This is a genomic window from Enterobacter cloacae complex sp. CDL013 (genome assembly GCF_049238805.1).
Lineage (GTDB): Bacteria > Pseudomonadota > Gammaproteobacteria > Enterobacterales > Enterobacteriaceae > Enterobacter > Enterobacter hormaechei_C.
Genome location: NZ_JBMKGT010000003.1, coordinates 162,759 through 183,323, shown reverse-complemented (window position 1 = coordinate 183,323; position 20,565 = coordinate 162,759). Strand labels below are relative to the sequence as shown.

17 protein-coding genes and 7 tRNA genes are annotated in these 20,565 nt (G+C 53.4%); 5 read left to right on the top strand and 19 right to left on the bottom strand.

All coding sequences use genetic code 11. The annotated features are described in order from the left end of the window. Window position 1: 1 nt before the first annotated feature. The 4 genes from corC to miaB all read right to left on the bottom strand — a co-directional run bounded on the left by corC (window position 2) and on the right by miaB (window position 4,063). On the bottom strand, window positions 2–880 hold the full coding sequence (gene corC / locus ACOTXD_RS06620; RefSeq protein WP_003858679.1) for a CNNM family magnesium/cobalt transport protein CorC: 879 nt from the start codon (window positions 878–880) through the stop codon (window positions 2–4). A gap of 84 nt (window positions 881–964) precedes the next feature. After that, the gene (ybeY, locus tag ACOTXD_RS06615; protein WP_003858677.1) at window positions 965–1,432 is read right to left on the bottom strand and encodes an rRNA maturation RNase YbeY; all 468 of its coding nucleotides are present in this window, start codon (window positions 1,430–1,432) and stop codon (window positions 965–967) included. Next, window positions 1,429–2,475, bottom strand: a complete 1,047-nt coding sequence (locus ACOTXD_RS06610) for a PhoH family protein (RefSeq protein WP_003858674.1) — start codon at window positions 2,473–2,475, stop codon at window positions 1,429–1,431. The genes ybeY and ACOTXD_RS06610 overlap by 4 nt, the downstream gene beginning before the upstream one ends. 163 nt (window positions 2,476–2,638) lie before the next feature. Further along, window positions 2,639–4,063, bottom strand: coding sequence for a tRNA (N6-isopentenyl adenosine(37)-C2)-methylthiotransferase MiaB (gene miaB, locus ACOTXD_RS06605; RefSeq protein ID WP_003858672.1), 1,425 nt, complete (start codon window positions 4,061–4,063; stop codon window positions 2,639–2,641). A gap of 135 nt (window positions 4,064–4,198) precedes the next feature. Here miaB and ubiF point away from each other — a divergent pair, with 135 nt between their 5' ends. Beyond that, window positions 4,199–5,374: a 3-demethoxyubiquinol 3-hydroxylase gene (ubiF, locus tag ACOTXD_RS06600; RefSeq protein ID WP_045345763.1), complete on the top strand. Its 1,176-nt coding sequence runs from the start codon at window positions 4,199–4,201 to the stop codon at window positions 5,372–5,374. A gap of 108 nt (window positions 5,375–5,482) precedes the next feature. Here ubiF and ACOTXD_RS06595 read toward each other — a convergent pair. From ACOTXD_RS06595 to nagB, 12 genes are all read right to left on the bottom strand, one after another. Next, window positions 5,483–5,557: transfer RNA gene (locus ACOTXD_RS06595), tRNA-Gln, on the bottom strand. A gap of 34 nt (window positions 5,558–5,591) precedes the next feature. Further along, window positions 5,592–5,666: transfer RNA gene (locus tag ACOTXD_RS06590), tRNA-Gln, on the bottom strand. Window positions 5,667–5,707: 41 nt separating this feature from the next. After that, window positions 5,708–5,784 (bottom strand) — tRNA-Met (locus ACOTXD_RS06585). A gap of 17 nt (window positions 5,785–5,801) precedes the next feature. Next, a tRNA-Gln gene (locus ACOTXD_RS06580) sits at window positions 5,802–5,876 on the bottom strand. Window positions 5,877–5,908: 32 nt separating this feature from the next. Further along, a tRNA-Gln gene (locus tag ACOTXD_RS06575) sits at window positions 5,909–5,983 on the bottom strand. Between the two features lie 23 nt (window positions 5,984–6,006). Continuing rightward, a tRNA-Leu gene (locus ACOTXD_RS06570) sits at window positions 6,007–6,091 on the bottom strand. Window positions 6,092–6,099: 8 nt separating this feature from the next. Beyond that, window positions 6,100–6,176 (bottom strand) — tRNA-Met (locus tag ACOTXD_RS06565). Window positions 6,177–6,401: 225 nt separating this feature from the next. Then, window positions 6,402–8,066: an asparagine synthase B gene (asnB, locus tag ACOTXD_RS06560; RefSeq protein WP_003858669.1), complete on the bottom strand. Its 1,665-nt coding sequence runs from the start codon at window positions 8,064–8,066 to the stop codon at window positions 6,402–6,404. Between the two features lie 250 nt (window positions 8,067–8,316). Then, a complete protein-coding gene (gene nagD, locus ACOTXD_RS06555; protein ID WP_003858667.1) occupies window positions 8,317–9,069 on the bottom strand; it encodes a ribonucleotide monophosphatase NagD in 753 nt (250 codons plus the stop codon). A 45-nt stretch (window positions 9,070–9,114) separates the two neighbouring features. Beyond that, window positions 9,115–10,335, bottom strand: coding sequence for a DNA-binding transcriptional regulator NagC (gene nagC, locus ACOTXD_RS06550; protein WP_003858665.1), 1,221 nt, complete (start codon window positions 10,333–10,335; stop codon window positions 9,115–9,117). Window positions 10,336–10,343: 8 nt separating this feature from the next. Beyond that, complete coding sequence (nagA, locus tag ACOTXD_RS06545; RefSeq protein WP_003858664.1) at window positions 10,344–11,492, bottom strand: N-acetylglucosamine-6-phosphate deacetylase; 1,149 nt, start codon at window positions 11,490–11,492, stop codon at window positions 10,344–10,346. 55 nt (window positions 11,493–11,547) lie between these two features. Continuing rightward, a complete protein-coding gene (gene nagB, locus ACOTXD_RS06540; RefSeq protein WP_003858663.1) occupies window positions 11,548–12,348 on the bottom strand; it encodes a glucosamine-6-phosphate deaminase in 801 nt (266 codons plus the stop codon). Window positions 12,349–12,673: 325 nt separating this feature from the next. On the opposite strand from nagB, the gene nagE reads away from it, so the two are divergent. From nagE to chiQ, 4 genes are all read left to right on the top strand, one after another. Then, window positions 12,674–14,623 carry a PTS N-acetyl glucosamine transporter subunit IIABC gene (gene nagE / locus ACOTXD_RS06535; protein WP_003858662.1) on the top strand — a complete coding sequence of 650 codons (1,950 nt, stop codon included), beginning with the start codon at window positions 12,674–12,676 and terminating at the stop codon, window positions 14,621–14,623. A gap of 169 nt (window positions 14,624–14,792) precedes the next feature. After that, window positions 14,793–16,460, top strand: a complete 1,668-nt coding sequence (gene glnS / locus ACOTXD_RS06530) for a glutamine--tRNA ligase (protein WP_023315634.1) — start codon at window positions 14,793–14,795, stop codon at window positions 16,458–16,460. A gap of 447 nt (window positions 16,461–16,907) precedes the next feature. Continuing rightward, on the top strand, window positions 16,908–18,305 hold the full coding sequence (gene chiP, locus ACOTXD_RS06525; RefSeq protein ID WP_017694280.1) for a chitoporin ChiP: 1,398 nt from the start codon (window positions 16,908–16,910) through the stop codon (window positions 18,303–18,305). Window positions 18,306–18,352: 47 nt separating this feature from the next. Next, the gene (chiQ, locus tag ACOTXD_RS06520) at window positions 18,353–18,679 is read left to right on the top strand and encodes a ChiQ/YbfN family lipoprotein (protein WP_003858658.1); all 327 of its coding nucleotides are present in this window, start codon (window positions 18,353–18,355) and stop codon (window positions 18,677–18,679) included. 91 nt (window positions 18,680–18,770) lie between these two features. Here chiQ and fur read toward each other — a convergent pair whose 3' ends face one another. From fur to ybfE, 3 genes are all read right to left on the bottom strand, one after another. Then, complete coding sequence (gene fur / locus ACOTXD_RS06515) at window positions 18,771–19,217, bottom strand: ferric iron uptake transcriptional regulator (protein ID WP_003858655.1); 447 nt, start codon at window positions 19,215–19,217, stop codon at window positions 18,771–18,773. Between the two features lie 291 nt (window positions 19,218–19,508). After that, a complete protein-coding gene (gene fldA, locus ACOTXD_RS06510) occupies window positions 19,509–20,039 on the bottom strand; it encodes a flavodoxin FldA (RefSeq protein WP_003858653.1) in 531 nt (176 codons plus the stop codon). Between the two features lie 155 nt (window positions 20,040–20,194). After that, window positions 20,195–20,482 carry a LexA regulated protein gene (gene ybfE, locus ACOTXD_RS06505; RefSeq protein ID WP_003858652.1) on the bottom strand — a complete coding sequence of 96 codons (288 nt, stop codon included), beginning with the start codon at window positions 20,480–20,482 and terminating at the stop codon, window positions 20,195–20,197. Window positions 20,483–20,565: the final 83 nt, after the last annotated feature.

Below are 20,565 nucleotides of genomic sequence, written 5' to 3'. Positions count from 1 at the left end.
ATTAATCTTCCAGTTTTGGCACCGGTGAGTCGTCCGGCATTCTGACGTGAACCTGAATAATACGTCGGCTGTCAGCCATTGCGACCTTGAACTGGTAACCATCGATGTCAACGGTTTCACCGCGGGCCGGAAGATGGCCGAAGGCCTGCATCACCAGACCACCAATGGTGTCCACTTCTTCATCGCTGAAGCTGGTGCCAAAGGTATCGTTGAAGTCTTCAATGGAGGCCAGCGCGCGCACGGTCCAGGTGTGGCGGCTCAGCTGACGGAAGTCAATATCCTCTTCTTCGTCATACTCGTCTTCGATTTCGCCCACGATCAGCTCAAGGATGTCTTCGATTGTGACCAGACCGGAAACGCCACCAAATTCATCAATAACAATCGCCATGTGATAGCGCTGGGAGCGAAACTCCTTCAGCATCCGATCCACACGCTTACTTTCCGGCACAACCACGGCCGGGCGTAACACCTTTTCCATACTGAAGGCTTCGGCATCGCTGCGCATAAACGGCAGCAGATCTTTCGCCATCAAAATCCCTTCAATGTGATCTTTATCTTCGCTGATGACCGGGAAACGTGAGTGAGCCGATTCGATAATCACATCGAGGCACTCGTCCAGCGTCTGGTTGCGTTTCAGGGTAATCATCTGCGAGCGGGGGATCATGATGTCGCGGACGCGCTGGTCGGCGATGTCCATCACCCCTTCGAGCATTTCGCGCGTATCTTCGTCGATAAGGTCGTTCTGCCCGGAATCACGAATCAGCTCCAGCAGTTCATCACGGTTTTTCGGTTCGCCGTGGAAAAGCTGGTTCAGAATGAGGGAGAAAAATCCCTTTTTAGTGGTTGTCGTGTCGCTACTGTGTGAATTGTCGTCGCTCATGGCGTTTGTTAAGGGTTCTCTTGTTAGTTCAACGTTAACCGCCGCGCTATGTCCCTGCGCGGCGGCATGGTAGTCAGTGACTGACTATTCTTTCTCGGCAATGTACGGATCCTCATAGCCCAGAGCAAGCATTATCTCTGTCTCGAGGGATTCCATCTCTTCCGCTTCGTCATCTTCAATATGGTCGTAACCCAGAAGATGCAGGCTACCGTGCACCACCATGTGTGCCCAGTGCGCTTCCAGCGGCTTTTGCTGCTCTTTGGCTTCCTGCTCAACCACCTGACGGCAGATGATCAGATCGCCCAGCAGCGGCATCTCAATGCCCGGAGGGGCTTCGAACGGGAAAGAGAGCACGTTGGTCGGCTTATCTTTCCCGCGGTAGGTCAGGTTGAGCTCATGGCTTTCTGCTTCATCCACCAGGCGAATCGTGACCTCAGATTCTTCCTGAAACTGGGGGATAACGGCATCCAGCCATTTCTGAAACTGTGCCTCTTCTGGCATGCCGGAATTATCTTCACAGGCCAGCTGTAAATCGAGGATCACCTGACTCATTTCTGTTCATGCTCCTGCGCTTCGCGCTTACGTTCTGCGGCCAGTTCGGCCCTGCGCTTCTGATCTGCCTCTTCCCATGCCTCATAAGCGTTAACGATACGCGCGACCACCGGATGGCGTACCACGTCTTCACTGTGGAAGAAGTTGAAGCTGATTTCCTCTACCTCGGCCAGGACTTCGATGGCGTGACGCAGACCCGATTTGGTGTTACGTGGCAGGTCAATCTGGGTGACGTCACCGGTGATAACCGCTTTCGAGTTAAAGCCAATACGCGTCAGGAACATCTTCATCTGTTCGATAGTGGTGTTCTGGCTCTCATCCAGAATGATGAACGCGTCGTTAAGCGTACGGCCACGCATGTAGGCCAGCGGGGCCACTTCAATCACGTTACGCTCGATGAGCTTTTCAACTTTCTCGAAGCCGAGCATTTCGAACAGCGCGTCATACAGCGGGCGCAGATACGGGTCGACCTTCTGGCTCAGATCGCCCGGCAGGAAGCCCAGTTTTTCACCGGCTTCAACAGCAGGGCGGGTCAGCAGGATACGGCGGATCTCCTGACGCTCAAGCGCATCGACCGCAGCGGCAACGGCCAGATAGGTTTTACCCGTACCCGCCGGGCCCACGCCGAAGGTGATGTCATGGTCGAGAATATTGGCGATGTACTGCGCCTGGTTCGGGGTACGAGGCTTAATCACGCCGCGTTTAGTTTTGATGTTGATGGCTTTGCCATAGTCCGGCACGCTCTCCGCGCTCTGCTCAAGCACGCGCGCCTCTTTGATGGCCAGGTGGATCTGTTCAGGTTCAATATCCTGGATCTCACCGCGCATCGGGGCGGTATCAACATACAGGCTGCGGAGAATATCTGCCGCGGCGTTGACGCAGATTGGGCGTCCGGTGAGTTTGAAATGGTTATCGCGACGATTGATTTCGATACCCAGACGTCGCTCCAGTTGTTTGATGTTGTCATCAAACGGCCCGCACAGGCTCAGCAGGCGAGCGTTGTCTGCGGGCTCAAGGCTAATTTCACGCGTATCTATGTTCAAACTGTTCCTCTTTAATTGGTTAACTGACCTGTGGCCACACGGCGTAATAAAACGGTCATTACCGAAATTATTCACGCCATAGAATAAAGGCGCAAGCGTTGCGGTAGATATTGGGGGTGATGAGAGGAAATACAAGGCCTGCCGGACAGGCAGGCCAGGAGGATCACGGCTGGTAAATACCTACGCCAGAGTCGTTGACCTTGCGGGTGCGAGAGATAACGGATTCCGGAGTCTGTGCAATTCGCAGACCCATTTCGTCCTCAGTGCGTACCACCTTCCCGCGCAGCGAGTTCGTGAGCACTTCGACAATCTCGACGTCCACAAACTTACCGATCATGTCCGGGGTGCCTTCAAAATTCACCACGCGGTTATTTTCGGTTCGACCAGACAGTTCCATGATGCTCTTACGGGAGGTGCCTTCCACCAGAATACGCTGGACAGTGCCGAGCATGCGACGACTCCAGGCGTTGGCCTGCTGGTTGATACGCTCCTGTAGAATATACAGACGCTGCTTTTTCTCTTCTTCCGGTACATCATCAACCATATCGGCCGCAGGGGTGCCCGGGCGCGCAGAGAAGATAAAGCTGTAGCTGACGTCGAAATTCACCTCGCCGATGAGCTTCATGGTGCGCTCGAAGTCATCAGCGGTTTCGCCAGGGAAGCCGACGATAAAGTCGGAGCTAATCTGGATATCCGGGCGCGCTTCACGCAGCTTGCGGATGGTGGACTTATACTCCAGCACCGTATGTGGACGACCCATCAGGTTCAGCACGCGGTCAGAGCCGCACTGGATAGGCAGGTGCAGGAAGCTCACCAGCTCTGGCGTATCGCGATAGACGTCAATAATGTCGTCGGTAAATTCCATCGGATGGCTGGTGGTAAAGCGAATGCGGTCGATGCCGTCAATCGCCGCCACCAGACGCAGCAGTTCAGCAAAGCTGCCGGTGGTGCCGTCGTAGTTTTCCCCGCGCCAGGCGTTCACGTTCTGCCCCAGCAGGTTCACTTCGCGAACGCCCTGCGCGGCAAGCTGCGCGATTTCAAACAGGATATCGTCTGCCGGGCGGCTCACTTCTTCACCGCGGGTGTAAGGCACCACGCAGTAAGTACAGTATTTGTTGCAGCCTTCCATGATGGAGACGAAGGCGGTCGGGCCATCAGCGCGCGGCTCTGGCAGACGGTCAAATTTCTCGATCTCCGGGAAGCTCACGTCAACCACCGGGCTACGGCTGCCGCGAACCTGATTAATCATCTCTGGCAGGCGGTGCAGGGTCTGAGGGCCAAAAACGATATCCACATAGGGGGCTCTCTGGCGGATCAGCTTACCTTCCTGCGATGCGACGCAGCCACCCACGCCAATGATCAGGTCCGGATTTTTCCGTTTGAGAAGCTTCCAGCGGCCTAACACATGAAAGACTTTTTCCTGTGCTTTTTCACGAATTGAACAGGTGTTCAGCAGCAGCACATCGGCTTCTTTCGCATTTTCAGTCAGCTGGTATCCGTGGGTGGTATCCAGCAGATCGGCCATCTTCGATGAATCGTATTCGTTCATCTGACAGCCCCAGGTTTTTATATGGAGTTTTTTAGTCATCGACTTGCTCAGCTCAGGATTGCAAGCCGCGTATTGTAATGCTTTGGTGCGGTTGTGACCAGTATGAAGGTTGTCAACCTCAGGGCCGCAAAAATCCGGTAAACTTAAGGCATTCTTCAATAAGGAATAGTGACCATGACACTCCTGAACACCGAAGTTGCCGTTGTTGGCGGCGGTATGGTCGGCGGCGCACTGGCGCTGGGGCTGGCGCAGCAGGGATTTGACGTAACCGTTATTGAACAGGCGGCTCCGCCGGCATTCGATCCTGCCAGCCAACCGGACGTACGTATTTCCGCCATCAGCGCGGCCTCTGTTGATCTGCTTCGCGGGCTGGGCGTCTGGGAGGCGGTGCTGGCGATGCGCGCGCATCCTTACAGCCGTCTCGAAACCTGGGAGTGGGAAAATGCTCATGTGTCGTTTGATGCCGCCGAGCTGAAACTGCCGCGCCTGGGCTATATGGTGGAAAACAACGTGCTCCAGCAGGCACTCTGGCAGGCGCTGGAGGCGCACCCGAAGGTGACGCTGCGCGTGCCGGACTCGCTGAAAGACCTGCATCGTCATGAGGGCGGGTATCTCCTGACGCTGGACAACGACGATGAGCTGGCCGTAAAGCTGGTGGTGGGAGCGGATGGCGCGAACTCGCAGGTCAGGCAGATGGCAGGCATTGGGATCCATGCCTGGCAGTACCAGCAGTCCTGCATGCTGATCACCGTTCAGTCAGAAAACGCGCCGGGCGAAAGCACCTGGCAGCATTTTACGCCGAACGGCCCGCATGCATTCTTACCGCTGTTTGATAACTGGGCTTCGCTGGTGTGGTACGACAAACCGGCGCGCATTCGACAGTTGCAGGGGCTGTCCATGGATCAGTTGCAGCGCGAAATCCGCCAGCACTTCCCGAGCCGTCTGGGCAACGTGACCCCGGTTGCCGCCGGCGCATTCCCGCTGATGCGACGCCATGCGTTGCAGTATGCCCGTGAAGGACTGGTGCTTGTGGGGGACGCGGCGCACACCATTCATCCGCTGGCGGGGCAGGGGGTGAATCTGGGATACCGTGACGTCGATGCGTTACTGGATGTGCTGGGTAACGCTCGCGCCCACGCGGAAGCCTGGGCCAGCCATCAGGTTCTGAAGCGCTACCAGACGCGCCGTATGGCGGATAACTTCATTATGCAGTCGGGGATGGATCTGTTCTATGCCGGGTTCAGCAATGATGTTGGTCCGGTGCGTATAGTGCGCAATATTGGATTGATGGCAGCGGAACGTGCCGGTGGTCTGAAGCGTCAGGCCCTGAAGTACGCCCTCGGACTCTGATCTTTATTCCCTCTCCCCGTGGGAGAGGGTTAGGGTGAAGGCATCAGGCCGCACTATTCTGAACAACAAAAACAAAAAAGCCCGCAGAGCGGGCTTGTTTGTTTAAAGTGGCTGGGGTGCAGGGATTCGAACCCCGGAATGCTGGTATCAGAAACCAGAGCCTTACCGCTTGGCGACACCCCAATTGCGTTAAACAAACTGCTTAACGACTTTAAAGTGGCTGGGGTACGAGGATTCGAACCTCGGAATGCCGGAATCAGAATCCGGTGCCTTACCGCTTGGCGATACCCCAACAATGTTCAGTTTACCGAATCGTATTCGATAACGTAAATATGGTGGCTACGACGGGATTCGAACCTGTGACCCCATCATTATGAGTGATGTGCTCTAACCAACTGAGCTACGTAGCCAGTACTGCAATCTTCGATGGCTGGGGTACCTGGATTCGAACCAGGGAATGCCGGTATCAAAAACCGGTGCCTTACCGCTTGGCGATACCCCAATACCGCGGAGAACCGCATGATCGAAGAAATATGGCTGGGGTACCTGGATTCGAACCAGGGAATGCCGGTATCAAAAACCGGTGCCTTACCGCTTGGCGATACCCCATCCGTGCAACGCTTACCTGGGAATGGTGCGGGAGGCGAGACTTGAACTCGCACACCTTGCGGCGCCAGAACCTAAATCTGGTGCGTCTACCAATTTCGCCACTCCCGCAAAAAAGATGGTGGCTACGACGGGATTCGAACCTGTGACCCCATCATTATGAGTGATGTGCTCTAACCAACTGAGCTACGTAGCCATCTTTTTTTCGCGTTACCTTATCGGCGTTGCGGGGCGCATTATGCGTATAGACCCTTGCAGCGTCAACACCTTTTTCAATGAAAATAGCCGGAATGTGACTGTTTGGTTAGGTTGCGAACAGCGAGGCCGAATATTCGACAATTATTGGTTATTAATCGATTTTATGCCGGGAAAAGAGAGGCAAAAAAATCAGGCCCCGGAGGGCCTGATTATAGTCTGGACATTATTTATAAGCAGACTGGTGAACGCCCACCGCGCGTCCTGACGGATCGTTCATCGCTTTGAAGGATTCATCCCATTCAATGGCTTTAGCAGAAGAGCAGGCGACCGAAGGACCACCCGGTACGCACTCGGCTGCGCTTGGAACCGGGAACAGCTCCTCAAAGATCTCACGGTACAAATACGCCTCTTTCGAGGCTGGCGTGTTGTACGGGAAACGGAAGCTCGCAGTTTCCAGTTGTTGATCAGAAACCTGTTTCGCCGCCACCTCTTTCAGGGTGTCGATCCAGCTGTAGCCTACGCCATCGGAGAACTGCTCTTTCTGACGCCACGCCACGCTCGCCGGCAGGTAGGATTCAAAACATTCACGCAGGATATGTTTCTCCATTTTGCCGTTGCCGCACATTTTGTCCTGCGGGTTGATGCGCATCGCCACATCGAGGAATTTCTTATCGAGGAACGGCACGCGGGCTTCCACACCCCAGGCGGACATCGCTTTGTTGGCGCGCGCGCAGTCAAACATGTGCAGCGCCTGTAGCTTACGCACCGTTTCTTCATGCAGCTCTTTGGCGTTTGGCGCTTTGTGGAAATAGAGGTAACCGCCAAACACTTCGTCAGAACCCTCGCCGGAGAGCACCATCTTGATGCCCATCGCTTTGATCTTTCGCGACATCAAATACATCGGCGTGGAGGCGCGAATGGTGGTCACATCATAGGTTTCAATGTGATAGATCACATCGCGGATCGCATCCAGACCTTCCTGTACGGTGAAGTGAATTTCATGGTGCACCGTGCCAAGATGGTTCGCCACTTCCTGAGCGGCTTTCAGGTCAGGTGCCCCTTCCAGACCCACGGCAAAGGAGTGCAGCTGTGGCCACCAGGCTTCAGAGCGCTCCTGATCTTCCACGCGACGTGCGGCGAATTTCTTGGTGATCGCGGAGATCACGGAGGAGTCCAGACCGCCGGAGAGCAGTACACCGTAGGGGACATCTGACATCAGGTGGCTTTTCACTGACTCTTCCAGCGCCTGACGCAGTTCCGCTTTGTCCGTCACGTTGTCTTTCACCGCTTCATAATCAAACCAGTCGCGCTGGTAGTACGGGCGGATCTCGCCGTCCTGGCTCCACAGGTAGCTACCTGCCGGGAACTCTTTGATGGTGCGGCATACCGGTACCAGGGCTTTCATCTCTGAGGCAACGTAGAAGTTACCGTGTTCATCGTGTCCCATGTACAGCGGGATAATACCAATATGGTCGCGGCCAATCAGGTAAGCGTCTTTTTCGCTGTCGTACAGGGCGAAGGCGAACATACCTTGCAGGTCGTCGAGGAACTCCGGGCCTTTCTCCTGATACAGCGCCAGGATCACTTCGCAGTCTGAGCCGGTCTGAAACGCGTAGCGATCGCCGTACTCAGCGCGCAGCGCCTGATGGTTGTAAATTTCACCGTTAACAGCCAGCGCGTGCGTTTTTTTCTCGTTATACAGCGGCTGTGCGCCAGCGTTGACATCAACAATGGAGAGACGTTCGTGAGCCAGAATCGCTTTATCGCTGGCGTAAACGCCTGACCAGTCCGGACCGCGATGGCGCATCAGGCGGGACAATTCGAGTGCTTTTTTACGCAGTTCGCCCGCGTCAGTTTTAATATCCAGTACGCCAAAAATAGAACACATAACCTTCTCCGTTAACCCTGTTGCGTTGTGATGTTGCTTGCTTATGAAAATGCCGCAAAAAGGGGAGGGGGCGCAAGCGTTTTACCGATGAAAACGTAAAAAGTGCAATGGCAATTGCCGAATCTTAAAAAAAGTGTATGCCTTAAGCAATTATATTGATGATTTCTCAATGAAGAGCTGATTTCGTTAGATGAAGTGATGTTTTAAGACAGCAGAAATGAAAAACCACGCCCTGAGGCGTGGTTCAGAATCAAATAACGTCGATTTCGTCGACAGAGGGGTAAATCCAGCTTGGCCGGAACGGCATCGTATCAATGTCATCAAGCTGTGAAACGCCAGAAAGCACCAGGATGGTTTCAAGCCCCGCCTGGAAGCCAGCAAGAATATCGGTACGCAGGTTGTCGCCCACAATGACGGTTTCTTCTGAGTGTGCCTGCATCGTATTCAGTGCGGCGCGGATAATCCACGGGCTCGGTTTACCGACAACAAACGGCTTACGGCCCGAGATTTTTTCGATACCGGCACACAGCGCACCGCAGGCGGGATAAAAACCGCGACCGTGCGTGTCCGGGTTGGTGGCGATAAAACGCGCACCGTTGGCGACAAAGTAGGCTGCCTTATGCATCATCTCCCAGTTAAAGGAGCGCGTTTCGCCCACGATGACAAAGTCCGGGTTCACGTCGGTGATGGTGAAGCCCGCTTTATACAGCTCGTGGATCAGCGCACCTTCACCAACCACATAGGCTTTTTTGCCTTCCTGACGCTTCAGGAAATCCGCGGTCGCCATCGCAGAGGTATAGAACACGCTGTCCGGGACGTTGACGCCCGCGGTAGCAAAGCGGTTTGCCAGATCCTGACCAGTCTGTGAAGGGTAGTTCGTGAGAAGAACCAGTGGCATTCCTTTGTCGATGATGCGGTGAAGAAACTCCGCAGCACCCGGCACGGCAACGTTGTCGTGCATCAGCACGCCGTCGATATCACAAATTACATTCTTAATGGTCATGGACAATCCGACATCAAAAAAAGAAGGCGTTACTATAAGATCCGATCAGGATTCCAGCAAATGTTGCAGCAGGATCCCGTTCAGCATGGCACGTTTTACCAGGGCGAATGCGCCAATTGCCGAGCGGTGATCGAGCGTAGATCGCACCACCGGCAAATTCTGGCGAAATGCCTTCAGCGCCTGGGTATTGATGCAGCCTTCAATGGCGGGCAGTAACACTTTTTCGGCTTCAACGATCTCGCCGGCAATCACCACCTTTTGCGGATTAAACAGGTTGATGGCAATGGCGATGGTCTTACCCAGGTGGCGTCCTACCTGTTCGATCACTTCGCAGGCCAGCGCATCGCCTTTGTTTGCCGCTTTGCAGATGGTGCCGATCTTACAATCGTCCAGCGTGACGCGGCTCTGGTAACCCTGCTCCAGCAGATGGCGAACGCGATGTTCAATGGCGGCGTTGGCGGCAACGGTTTCAAGACAGCCAAAATTACCGCAGTGGCAGCGCTCGCCAAGCGGTTCCACCTGGATATGACCAATCTCGCCTACGTTACCGTTACGACCAATAAAAATGCGGCCATTCGAGATGATGCCCGCACCTGTACCACGGTGAACGCGCACCAGAATAGAGTCTTCGCAGTCCTGGCTCGCACCAAAGTAGTGCTCCGCCAGCGCCAGCGAGCGAATATCGTGACCAACAAAACAGGTCAGCTTGAAGCGCTTTTCCAGCGCCTCAACCAGCCCCCAGTTCTCTACCTTAATATGCGGCATGTAGCGAATAACGCCGCTTTCCGGGTCAACCAGGCCGGGCAAAATCACCGAGATGGCGATGAGTTCACGGATCTTGCGCTGACAGCTTTCGATAAACTGCGCAATGGTATTCAGTAACGCATGTTCAAGCGTCTCCTGCGTGCGCTCAGGAAGGGGGTAATGCTCTTCGGCAATGGCCTTGCTGCTCAGGTCGTAGAGCGTAAGCGTGGTGTCATGACGTCCTAAGCGAACGCCAATGGCCTGAAAATTGCGGGTTTCCGTGACGATGGAAATCGCGCGGCGGCCCCCGGTGGAGGCCTGCTGATCGACTTCTTTGATCAGGCCGCGCTCAATAAGCTGACGTGTAATTTTTGTCACGCTGGCGGGAGCAAGCTGGCTTTGTTCGGCTATCTGAATGCGTGAGATTGGCCCGTGCTGGTCAATCAGGCGATAAACTGCCGCGCTGTTAAGTTGTTTAACGAGATCGACATTACCGATTTGAGCTTGTCCGCCTGGTGTCATACTTTTACTTACTCAGTGACGACCTCGTTACCATTAACGATGGTCTTAATAATTTTATAATCGTGTGTGAACGCCGTCAGGTTTGCAACCATACCTGGCGCAATACCACCGAGCTGTTTATCGACGCCAATGGCGCGCGCCGGATAAAGCGTGGCCATGCGCAGCACTTCCTCAAGTGCGATGCCGCAATGTTCAACGAGGTTACGTACCCCTTCGATCATCGTCAGAGAAGAACCGCTCAGCGTGCCGTTCTCATCCACACACAGTCCATTCCGGTAGTATATTGTTTTACCAGCAAAAATGAACTGGTCAATATTCGCTCCTGCCGGAGCGGTAGCATCCGTCACCAGGCAGAGCTTGTCGCCTTTCAGGCGTTTGGCGTTGCGGATGTTGGTGTAATCGACATGCAAGCCGTCGGCGATAATGCCGCAGTAGACGTCTGGTTCATCCAGAATTGCGCCAACCAGTCCCGGTTCGCGGCCAGTAATATAGGGCATCGCGTTATAAAGGTGTGTGGCAAATGTAATGCCTGCGCGGAAACCGGCCTTCGCCTCTTTCAGCGTCGCGTTCGAATGGCCCGCAGATACCACAATCCCGGCGGCGGCCAGTTTGCTGATAACGTCCGTGCCGGTCATTTCCGGGGCCAGCGTCACTTTGGTGATCACATCGGCATTGGCGCACATGTAATCCACCAGCTCGGCATCCGGTTTGCGCACGTAGTTTGGGTTATGGGTGCCTTTCTTGACCATATTCAGCCAGGGCCCTTCCAGGTGCAGGCCCAGCGCCTGATTCGGATGTTTTGCCAGGTATTCGCGCATGACGCGGATACCCTGTTTCATCAGGTCATCGCTACTGGTGATCAGCGTTGGCAGATAGCTGGTGCAGCCCGATTTCTCGTTGGCTTTCTGCATAATTTCCAGCGTTTCAACCGTCACCGCTTCTGCGGTATCGTTAAACTGGACACCGCCGCAGCCGTTAAGCTGTACGTCGATGAAACCGGGGGAGATTACAGCTCCATTGAGTGAACGCTGTTCGATCTCCGGCGGCAGTTCCGCCAGCGGGCAAACACGTTCAATCAGGCCATTGGCGATTACAATCGCATGGTCATCCAGAATTTCATGGCCGGTATAAATCCGACCGTGGGTTAAAGCGTACATATCGACCCCCGGTTAAAAAAAGCGACCGCCCCGGATAAAAGAGGCGGTTATTCAATTACAGACCTTTGATGTTCTCAGCTTCCAGCTCGTTGAAGTATTTCAGCGTTTTCACTTTCAGCTCCATGGTGGACGGTTCGTCACACACGACAACCGCTTTTGGATGCAGCTGTAAGCAGCTGATCGTCCACATATGGTTCACGTTGCCTTCAACGGCAGCCTGAAGCGCTTGCGCTTTCACCGCGCCCAGCACCAGAATCATCACTTCTTCGGCATCCAGCAGCGTGCCCACGCCCACGGTCAGCGCGTATTTAGGCACCTGATTGACGTCTCCGTCAAAGAAGCGGGAGTTAGCCACGCGCGTATCATGGGTCAGCGTTTTAATACGGGTACGGGAAGCCAGTGAAGATGCCGGTTCGTTGAACGCGATATGACCATCGTTGCCTACGCCGCCCATAAACAGGTGGATTTTACCGTAGGAACGGATTTTTTCTTCATACTGACGGCATTCTGCGTCAATATCAGGCGCGTTTCCATTCAGCAGGTTAATGTTTTCAGCCGGAATATCAACGTGATCGAAGAAATTACGGTGCATAAAGCTGTGGTAACTTTCCGGATGTTCCTTTGGCAGGCCGACATATTCGTCCATGTTGAAGGTCACAACGTGTTTAAAGCTAACCTGGCCCGCTTTGTGCATTTCAACCAGAGCTTTATAAGCGGTCAGGGGCGTGCCGCCGGTTGGAAGACCGAGAACGAAAGGACGATCGGCTGTTGGTTTGAACGCGTTGATGCGATTAACGATATGACGAGCAGCCCATTTTCCGACTTGTTCAGCTGTTGCCAGGGGAATCAGTCTCATTATTCACCTCTAAAGTTTAAGTAAAAGTGGGCGGATGATTAGTGCAACCTGAACTAAGCGTAACCTGGAACCTTTCAGGCCGGATCAATCCGTCTTGATTTTTTGAATGATAAAATAAGTTTTCGTCGTTAGCCAGTGGCAGGGAGGGTTTAATACGATATTTGGTGACAATAATCACAAAAAATAGGTGTTTAATTTGCGATACGAATTAATTTTTCACACACTCACACTGCCAGTGAATCATCAACTGTATCTATCGTTCGTGACACAATAAAAACATAGTTTATGCGCGAGTCTTAACAAAGGGTCTCGTAGGGGGAATAGGATGAATATTTTAGGTTTTTTCCAGCGCCTCGGTAGGGCTTTGCAGCTCCCTATCGCCGTGCTACCGGTTGCAGCATTGCTGCTGCGATTCGGGCAACCCGATCTTCTTAACGTGCCGTTTATTGCCCAGGCAGGCGGCGCAATTTTTGACAACCTGGCGCTGATTTTCGCCATCGGTGTGGCGTCAAGCTGGTCAAAAGACAGCGCGGGTGCCGCGGCACTGGCAGGGGCTGTCGGTTACTTCATCCTCACGAAAGCGATGGTAACCATCAATCCTGAAATCAACATGGGTGTGCTGGCAGGTATCATTACTGGCCTGGTGGGTGGCGCCGTGTACAACCGTTGGGCAGGTATCAAACTTCCTGACTTCCTGAGCTTCTTCGGCGGTAAACGTTTTGTGCCGATTGCGACGGGCTTTTTCTGTCTGATCCTCGCCGCCATCTTTGGCTACGTTTGGCCACCGGTGCAGCATGCTATCCATGCGGGTGGCGAGTGGATCGTGTCTGCGGGCGCAATGGGCGCGGGCATCTTCGGTTTCATTAACCGTCTGCTGATCCCAACCGGTCTGCATCAGGTACTGAACACCATCGCCTGGTTCCAGATTGGTGAGTTCACCAACGCGGCCGGCGCGGTATTCCACGGTGATATCAACCGCTTCTACGCAGGCGACGGCACCGCGGGCATGTTCATGTCTGGCTTCTTCCCAATCATGATGTTTGGTCTGCCTGGCGCGGCGCTGGCAATGTACCTGGCTGCGCCGAAAGCGCGTCGCCCAATGGTTGGCGGGATGCTGCTGTCCGTTGCGATCACCGCCTTCCTGACCGGCGTGACCGAGCCACTGGAATTCCTGTTCATGTTCCTGGCTCCGCTGCTGTATCTGATGCATGCGATCCTGACCGGTATCAGCCTGTTCGTCGCCACCCTTCTGGGTATCCATGCTGGCTTCTCCTTCTCCGCAGGTGCCATCGACTATGTGTTGATGTACAACCTGCCGGCGGCAAGCAGCAACGTCTGGATCCTGATGGTGATGGGCCTGATCTTCTTCGTTATCTACTTCGTTCTGTTCAGCGCGGTTATTCGTATGTTTAACCTGAAGACGCCTGGTCGCGAAGATACGAAAGATGATGTTGTGACCAGTGAAGCCAACAGCAATACCGAAGAGGGTTTAACCCAACTGGCAACCAGCTACATTGCCGCTGTGGGTGGCACCGACAACCTGAAAGCGATCGATGCCTGTATTACCCGTCTGCGTCTGACCGTAGGCGACTCCGCGCGCGTGAGCGATGCAATGTGCAAACGCCTGGGTGCGTCTGGTGTGGTGAAACTGAACAAACAAACCATCCAGGTTATCGTGGGTGCGAAGGCCGAATCTATCGGCGATGAAATGAAAAAAGTGGTTGCCCGTGGGCCGGTCGCTGCCGCCTCAACGGATAACGCGCCAGTGGCTGACGCGCCGGTTGCAAAACCGCAGGCTGTGCCAAACGCGGTGACCATCGCTGCGCTGGTTTCTCCGGTGACAGGTGACGTTGTTGCGCTTGAACAGGTGCCTGACGAAGCGTTCGCCAGCAAAGCGGTCGGTGACGGCGTGGCGGTGAAACCAACGGACAAAACCGTGGTCTCTCCGGCTGCCGGTACTATCGTGAAAATCTTCAACACCAACCATGCGTTCTGCCTGGAAACGGAAAAAGGCGCGGAGATCGTTGTCCATATGGGTATTGATACCGTTGCGCTGAACGGCCAGGGCTTTACTCGCCTGGTGGAAGAGGGTGCTGAAGTGGCGGCAGGCCAGCCGATTCTGGAAATGGATCTGGACTTCCTGAATGCTAACGCGCGCTCCATGATAAGCCCGGTCGTGTGCAGCAACATCGACGACTTCAGCGGTCTGGTGATCCAGGCGCAGGGGCAGGTAGTTGCAGGCCAGACGCCACTGTATGAGATTAAAGGCAAGTAATCGCTCCTGAGTAGAGTTATGCCTTTAGCGGCGGGGGATATCCTCCGCCGCTTTTTTTTGCAGCAATTGCCCCCATTATTTTCTTCCGGGACGTTTTAAGGGTTGTCACTACGTCCGGCTTATAAGATCATATGCCGTTATACGTTGTTTACGCTTTGAGGAATCCACGATGAGTGAGGCAGAAGCCCGCCCGAGTAACTTTATTCGTCAGATCATCGATGAAGATCTGGCCAGTGGTAAGCACACCACAGTCCACACGCGTTTCCCGCCGGAGCCAAATGGCTACCTGCACATTGGTCACGCCAAATCGATCTGCCTGAACTTTGGTATTGCGCAAGATTACCAGGGGCAGTGCAACCTGCGTTTCGATGACACCAACCCAGTAAAAGAAGACATCGAATACGTTGAGTCGATAAAAAACGACGTGCAATGGCTGGGCTTCAACTGGTCTGGCGATATCTGCTACTCCTCAGACTATTTCGATCAGCTGTATGCCTACGCGGTTGAACTGATTAACAAAGGTCTGGCATACGTCGACGAATTGTCAGCTGACGAAATCCGTGAATACCGCGGTACGCTGACTCAGCCTGGTAAAAACAGCCCGTTCCGCGATCGTAGCGTGGAAGAGAACCTGGCGCTGTTTGAAAAAATGCGTGCCGGTGGCTTCGAAGAAGGTAAAGCGTGTCTGCGTGCCAAAATCGATATGGCGTCTCCGTTCATCGTGATGCGCGATCCGGTGCTGTACCGCATTAAGTTCGCTGAACACCACCAGACCGGTAACAAGTGGTGCATCTACCCGATGTACGACTTCACCCACTGCATCAGCGATGCGCTGGAAGGCATTACGCACTCTCTGTGCACGCTGGAATTCCAGGACAACCGTCGTCTGTACGACTGGGTGCTGGATAACATCACCATTCCTGTGCATCCGCGTCAGTACGAGTTCTCTCGTCTGAACCTGGAATACACCGTGATGTCCAAGCGTAAGCTGAACCTGCTGGTCACCGACAAGCACGTTGAAGGCTGGGACGACCCGCGTATGCCGACCATTTCTGGCCTGCGTCGTCGTGGCTACACCTCTGCGTCCATTCGTGAGTTCTGCAAACGTATTGGCGTCACCAAGCAGGACAACACCATCGAAATGGCGTCTCTGGAATCCTGCATTCGTGAAGACCTGAACGAAAACGCGCCGCGCGCGATGGCAGTGATCGATCCAGTGAAACTGGTTATCGAAAACTATCCGCAGGGCGGAAGCGAACAGGTCTCGATGCCTAACCATCCGAACAAACCGGAAATGGGCACCCGCGACGTGCCGTTCAGCGGTGAAATCTGGATCGATCGCGCCGACTTCCGCGAAGAAGCGAACAAGCAGTACAAGCGTCTGGTGCTGGGCAAAGAAGTGCGTCTGCGTAACGCCTATGTGATCAAAGCAGAGCGAGTAGAGAAAGATGCGGAAGGTAACATCACGACCATCTTCTGTACGTACGACGCAGAGACGCTGAGTAAAGATCCGGCGGATGGTCGTAAAGTAAAAGGTGTAATCCACTGGGTGAGCGCGCAGCATGCGCTGCCGGTTGAGATCCGTCTCTACGATCGTCTGTTCAGCGTGCCTAATCCAGGCGCTGCGGAGGACTTCCTGGCGGTCATTAACCCTGAGTCTCTGATTATCAAGCAGGGGTATGCCGAGCCGTCTCTGAAAGCCGCTGAAGCCGGTAAAGCGTTCCAGTTTGAACGTGAGGGTTACTTCTGCCTGGACAGCCGTTACAGCACGGCAGAAAAACCGGTATTTAACCGTACCGTCGGTCTGCGTGATACCTGGACTAAGATCGGCGAATAATAACGCTGCTCTGGTCAATGAGAAACAAACGCCGCGTAATGCGGCGTTTTTTTATTTAACGATCATGTCGTTAAGCATCGGGATAATCATTTAAACCCAACATTCCAGGTCAATGTGGTGCTACTTATTTTATTTAAAAAAAGTTTGTTGTTTTCCAAAAACAGAAACACTGAAAAATATATTCACAATATCAATGTTACTTACTGAAAATTAGCGCATTCCCCCGCCAGTACTCGCTTCCCGGTAAATGTTACAAAGCACTACGAAATATGTGCTCTTCGTCATAATCCTGACTTTTGCCTGATTAAAAGCATTGATAATTCGCGTCGCGAAAAATAACCTAAAGACGGTAGTTAATTCGAGGGTATTTCTGACTACCCCTGACCACTTGGTCTTTTCTGTTTTTCGCCGTTTAAGGCGTTTTAATTCGTCAAAGAGGAATAATCTATGCGTACGTTCAGTGGCAAACGTAGTGCGCTGGCGCTGGCTATCGCCGGTGTGACAGCAATGTCGGGCCTGGTGGTTGCGCCAGAGGCAAAAGCAGCAGGTTTCATCGAAGATTCCACCCTCACGGGCGGTATTTATTACTGGCAACGTGAGCGTGACCGTAAAGACGTCACTGAAGATAAATACAAAACCAACCTTTCTCACTCGACATGGAACGCCAACCTGGATTTCCAGTCGGGATATGCCGCCGATATGTTCGGGATCGATATTGCCGCGTTCACCGCAATTGAAATGGCCGAAAATGGCGACAGCGGCCATCCGAACGAAATTGCGTTCTCCTCCAGTAATAAAGCCTACGACGAAGACTGGTCCGGCGATAAAAGCGGTATCAGCCTGTATAAAGCGGCTGCAAAATTCAAATATGGCCCGGTCTGGGCGCGGGGTGGTTATATCCAGCCAACCGGCCAGACGTTGTTAGCGCCGCACTGGAGCTTTATGCCAGGCACCTATCAGGGGGCGGAAGCCGGTGCTAATTTTGACTACGGCGATGCGGGGGCGTTGAGCTTCTCCTATATGTGGACCAACGAGTACAAAGCGCCGTGGCACATTGAGATGGACAAGTTCTATCAGAACGATAAAAAAACCAAAGTTGATTATCTCCACTCGCTGGGAGCGAAGTACGACTTTAAAAACGATCTGGTGCTGGAAGCTGCATTTGGTCAGGCTGAAGGCTATATCGATCAGTACTTTGCTAAAGCCAGCTACAAATTTGATATCGCGGGTAGCCCGCTGAGCACCAGCTATCAGTTCTACGGTACGCGCGACAAGGTCAGTGATGGCAGCGTAAATGATATCTATGACGGCACCGCGTGGTTACAGGCGCTGACCTTCGGCTACAAGGTAGGTCAGGTTGATTTGCGTCTGGAGGGAACATGGGTCAAGGCAGAAGGGCAGCAGGGCTACTTCCTGCAACGTATGACCCCAACCTACGCCTCTTCCAATGGTCGTCTGGATATCTGGTGGGATAACCGCTCTGACTTCAACGCCGACGGCGAAAAGGCGGTCTTCTTCGGGGCAATGTATGACCTGAAAAACTGGAACCTGCCCGGCTGGGCAGTGGGAGCATCCTACGCGTACGCCTGGGATGCGAAGCCAGCGGATATGGCAACGCCAGACGCGTACTACGATCCAAACTACCGTCTGAAAGAGTCTTCATACAGCCTGGATGCGATTTACACCCTTCAGGAGGGCCGTGCGAAAGGCACGATGTTCAAACTGCACTTCACCCAGTATGACAACCACTCCGATATCCCGAGCTACGCGGGCGGCTACGGCAACATCTTCCAGGATGAACGTGACGTGAAATTCATGGTCATTGCGCCATTTACCATCTTCTGATGAACACGCTGGCGGGCGAGATCCCGCCAGCATGGAGACTGCATATGATGAAAAAAATGGTAATCGTTGCGCTGCTGGCATCGGGGCTGGTGGCGTGTGCGCATGATCAGGCGCAGAAAGAAGACTCCCGTCTGAAGGAGGCGTATAGCGCCTGTATTAATACTGCCGAAGGATCGCCGGAGAAAATTGAAGCCTGTCAGAGCGTGCTGAATGTGCTGAAAAAAGAGAAAGCGCATGAGCAGTTTGCGACGCAGGAAAATGTTCGCGTGATGGATTACCAGGCCTGTATCCAGGCGCGGAAAACCGGTAACGATCAGGAAGTGGCGAAGCGTTGCGATAAGATCTGGAACGAGATACGCAATAACAATAAATAAGTTGCTTTACGCCCGGTGGCGCAGCGTCACCGGGCTTTTTTCAGGCAAAAAAAAGCCAACCTCACGGCTGGCTCAGAGTATGAACACTCACTTATTTTGCGTCGTGCGCATGTTCATTTTCGCGGCAATCACCTTCAGCGCAGTGACCGTACAGGTACAGGCTGTGGTTGGTCAGGCGGATGCCATGACGGGCGGCGATTTCACGCTGGCGTGATTCAATGGAATCATCGCTAAATTCAATGACCTTGCCACAGTCGAGGCAGATCAGGTGATCGTGGTGGTGCTGCTGAGTCAGCTCGAACACGGATTTACCGCCTTCGAAATTATGACGAGTAACAATGCCCGCGTCATCAAACTGGTTCAGCACACGATAGACGGTTGCCAGCCCAATCTCTTCACCCATATCGATAAGACGCTTATAAAGGTCTTCCGCACTGACATGGTGATTGTCTGGCCCCTGAAGCACTTCAAGGATTTTTAACCGAGGAAGCGTTACTTTCAGGCCAGCTTTCTTTAATGCGGTATTGTTGTCAGTCATGCGGAATCTGTCCTGTTGCTAAACGATTCACTTCAAAAGAAGAAGTGACAGAAAATGCACTTGGGATAATGCGTCTCATTATAGAACTGCCATGGCTAAATGAAAACTGCAAGTCTCAAGCAAAGTATGCTTATAAAAACGTGGTATCACCAACAAACTTGTTCGATGGCACCCACTTTTTACCAGGGGGATATTGTACAGGTCTGGGCGAAAAAGTTAAAAGTTTGTAGCAATTAATTTAATCGGTTTTACCTGGAAAACGGGCGCAACCGGAGTTGCGCCGCAGGGATATCAGGCGTTAAGGATATCGTCCAGGTTCAGCTCTTCACGAACCTGCTTAACCCATTTTTCTACACGCTCAGCGGTCAGCTCTGGCTGACGGTCTTCATCAATGGCCAGGCCAACGAAGTGATCGTCATCTGCCAGACCTTTGGAAGCTTCGAAATGGTAACCCGCCGTTGGCCAGTGACCGACGATCGCCGCACCGCGTGGCTCAATGATGTCGCGAATAGTGCCCAGCGCATCACAGAAATACTCAGCATAGTCTTCCTGATCGCCACAGCCAAACAGGGCAACCAGCTTGCCGTTGAAGTCTACTTCTTCCAGCGTCGGGAAGAAATCGTCCCAGTCACACTGTGCTTCACCGTAGTACCAGGTGGGGATGCCCAGCAGCAGGATGTCATAGCCCTCGAGATCTTCTTTGCTGCTCTTGGCGATGTCATGCACATCAGCAACGTCTTTACCGAGCTGTTTTTGAATGTTTTTTGCGATATTTTCAGTATTGCCGGTATCACTGCCAAAGAAAATGCCGATGATTGCCATGAGTAAAATAACCTCTTGAAACTTAATGGTATGGTGGCGCAAATTGTCCACGGATAAGGGCAATAATAGCAGAACAGGCAACCCTGCGGAAACAGCTATCACGCAGGACTGCACTCTGTGCTACATGAAAAAGGTAATATTGGGGATTTTCTGACTCACGCCTTGCCGCGTAACGTCTCAAGCTGGGCGATCAGCATCTCTTCGATCAGTTCGCTGCGGCTGATGTTGCGCGCGTCAGCTAACTCGTTAAGCGCATCGACGGCATCGGCATTCAGCTTCAGTTCGACACGCTTAAGCCCACGATTTTTATCGCGTTTAAGCTGGTTGCGTTTATTGATACGCAGCTGTTCATCGCGCGAAAGCGGATTCGTTTTCGGTCGTCCCGGTCGACGCTCATTCGCGAACAGATCTAGTGTCGTACGGTCCGTTTGTTCTTTGGCCATGATTCTGAGACTTCGGGGGAAACACGCCGCCCTGCTAATGTCCGGGCGATAAGCGCGCCATCATACATCACCCAAATCCACAC

What these genes read in the sequence shown, in the direction of transcription:
- corC (WP_003858679.1), bottom strand. Translation starts at nt 880, where the DNA reads ATGAGCGACGACAATTCACACAGTAGCGACACGACAACCACTAAAAAG.
- ybeY (WP_003858677.1), bottom strand. Translation starts at nt 1,432, where the DNA reads ATGAGTCAGGTGATCCTCGATTTACAGCTGGCCTGTGAAGATAATTCC.
- miaB (WP_003858672.1), bottom strand. Translation starts at nt 4,063, where the DNA reads ATGACTAAAAAACTCCATATAAAAACCTGGGGCTGTCAGATGAACGAA.
- ubiF (WP_045345763.1), top strand. Translation starts at nt 4,199, where the DNA reads ATGACACTCCTGAACACCGAAGTTGCCGTTGTTGGCGGCGGTATGGTC.
- asnB (WP_003858669.1), bottom strand. Translation starts at nt 8,066, where the DNA reads ATGTGTTCTATTTTTGGCGTACTGGATATTAAAACTGACGCGGGCGAA.
- nagD (WP_003858667.1), bottom strand. Translation starts at nt 9,069, where the DNA reads ATGACCATTAAGAATGTAATTTGTGATATCGACGGCGTGCTGATGCAC.
- nagC (WP_003858665.1), bottom strand. Translation starts at nt 10,335, where the DNA reads ATGACACCAGGCGGACAAGCTCAAATCGGTAATGTCGATCTCGTTAAA.
- nagA (WP_003858664.1), bottom strand. Translation starts at nt 11,492, where the DNA reads ATGTACGCTTTAACCCACGGTCGGATTTATACCGGCCATGAAATTCTG.
- nagB (WP_003858663.1), bottom strand. Translation starts at nt 12,348, where the DNA reads ATGAGACTGATTCCCCTGGCAACAGCTGAACAAGTCGGAAAATGGGCT.
- nagE (WP_003858662.1), top strand. Translation starts at nt 12,674, where the DNA reads ATGAATATTTTAGGTTTTTTCCAGCGCCTCGGTAGGGCTTTGCAGCTC.
- glnS (WP_023315634.1), top strand. Translation starts at nt 14,793, where the DNA reads ATGAGTGAGGCAGAAGCCCGCCCGAGTAACTTTATTCGTCAGATCATC.
- chiP (WP_017694280.1), top strand. Translation starts at nt 16,908, where the DNA reads ATGCGTACGTTCAGTGGCAAACGTAGTGCGCTGGCGCTGGCTATCGCC.
- chiQ (WP_003858658.1), top strand. Translation starts at nt 18,353, where the DNA reads ATGAAAAAAATGGTAATCGTTGCGCTGCTGGCATCGGGGCTGGTGGCG.
- fur (WP_003858655.1), bottom strand. Translation starts at nt 19,217, where the DNA reads ATGACTGACAACAATACCGCATTAAAGAAAGCTGGCCTGAAAGTAACG.
- fldA (WP_003858653.1), bottom strand. Translation starts at nt 20,039, where the DNA reads ATGGCAATCATCGGCATTTTCTTTGGCAGTGATACCGGCAATACTGAA.
- ybfE (WP_003858652.1), bottom strand. Translation starts at nt 20,482, where the DNA reads ATGGCCAAAGAACAAACGGACCGTACGACACTAGATCTGTTCGCGAAT.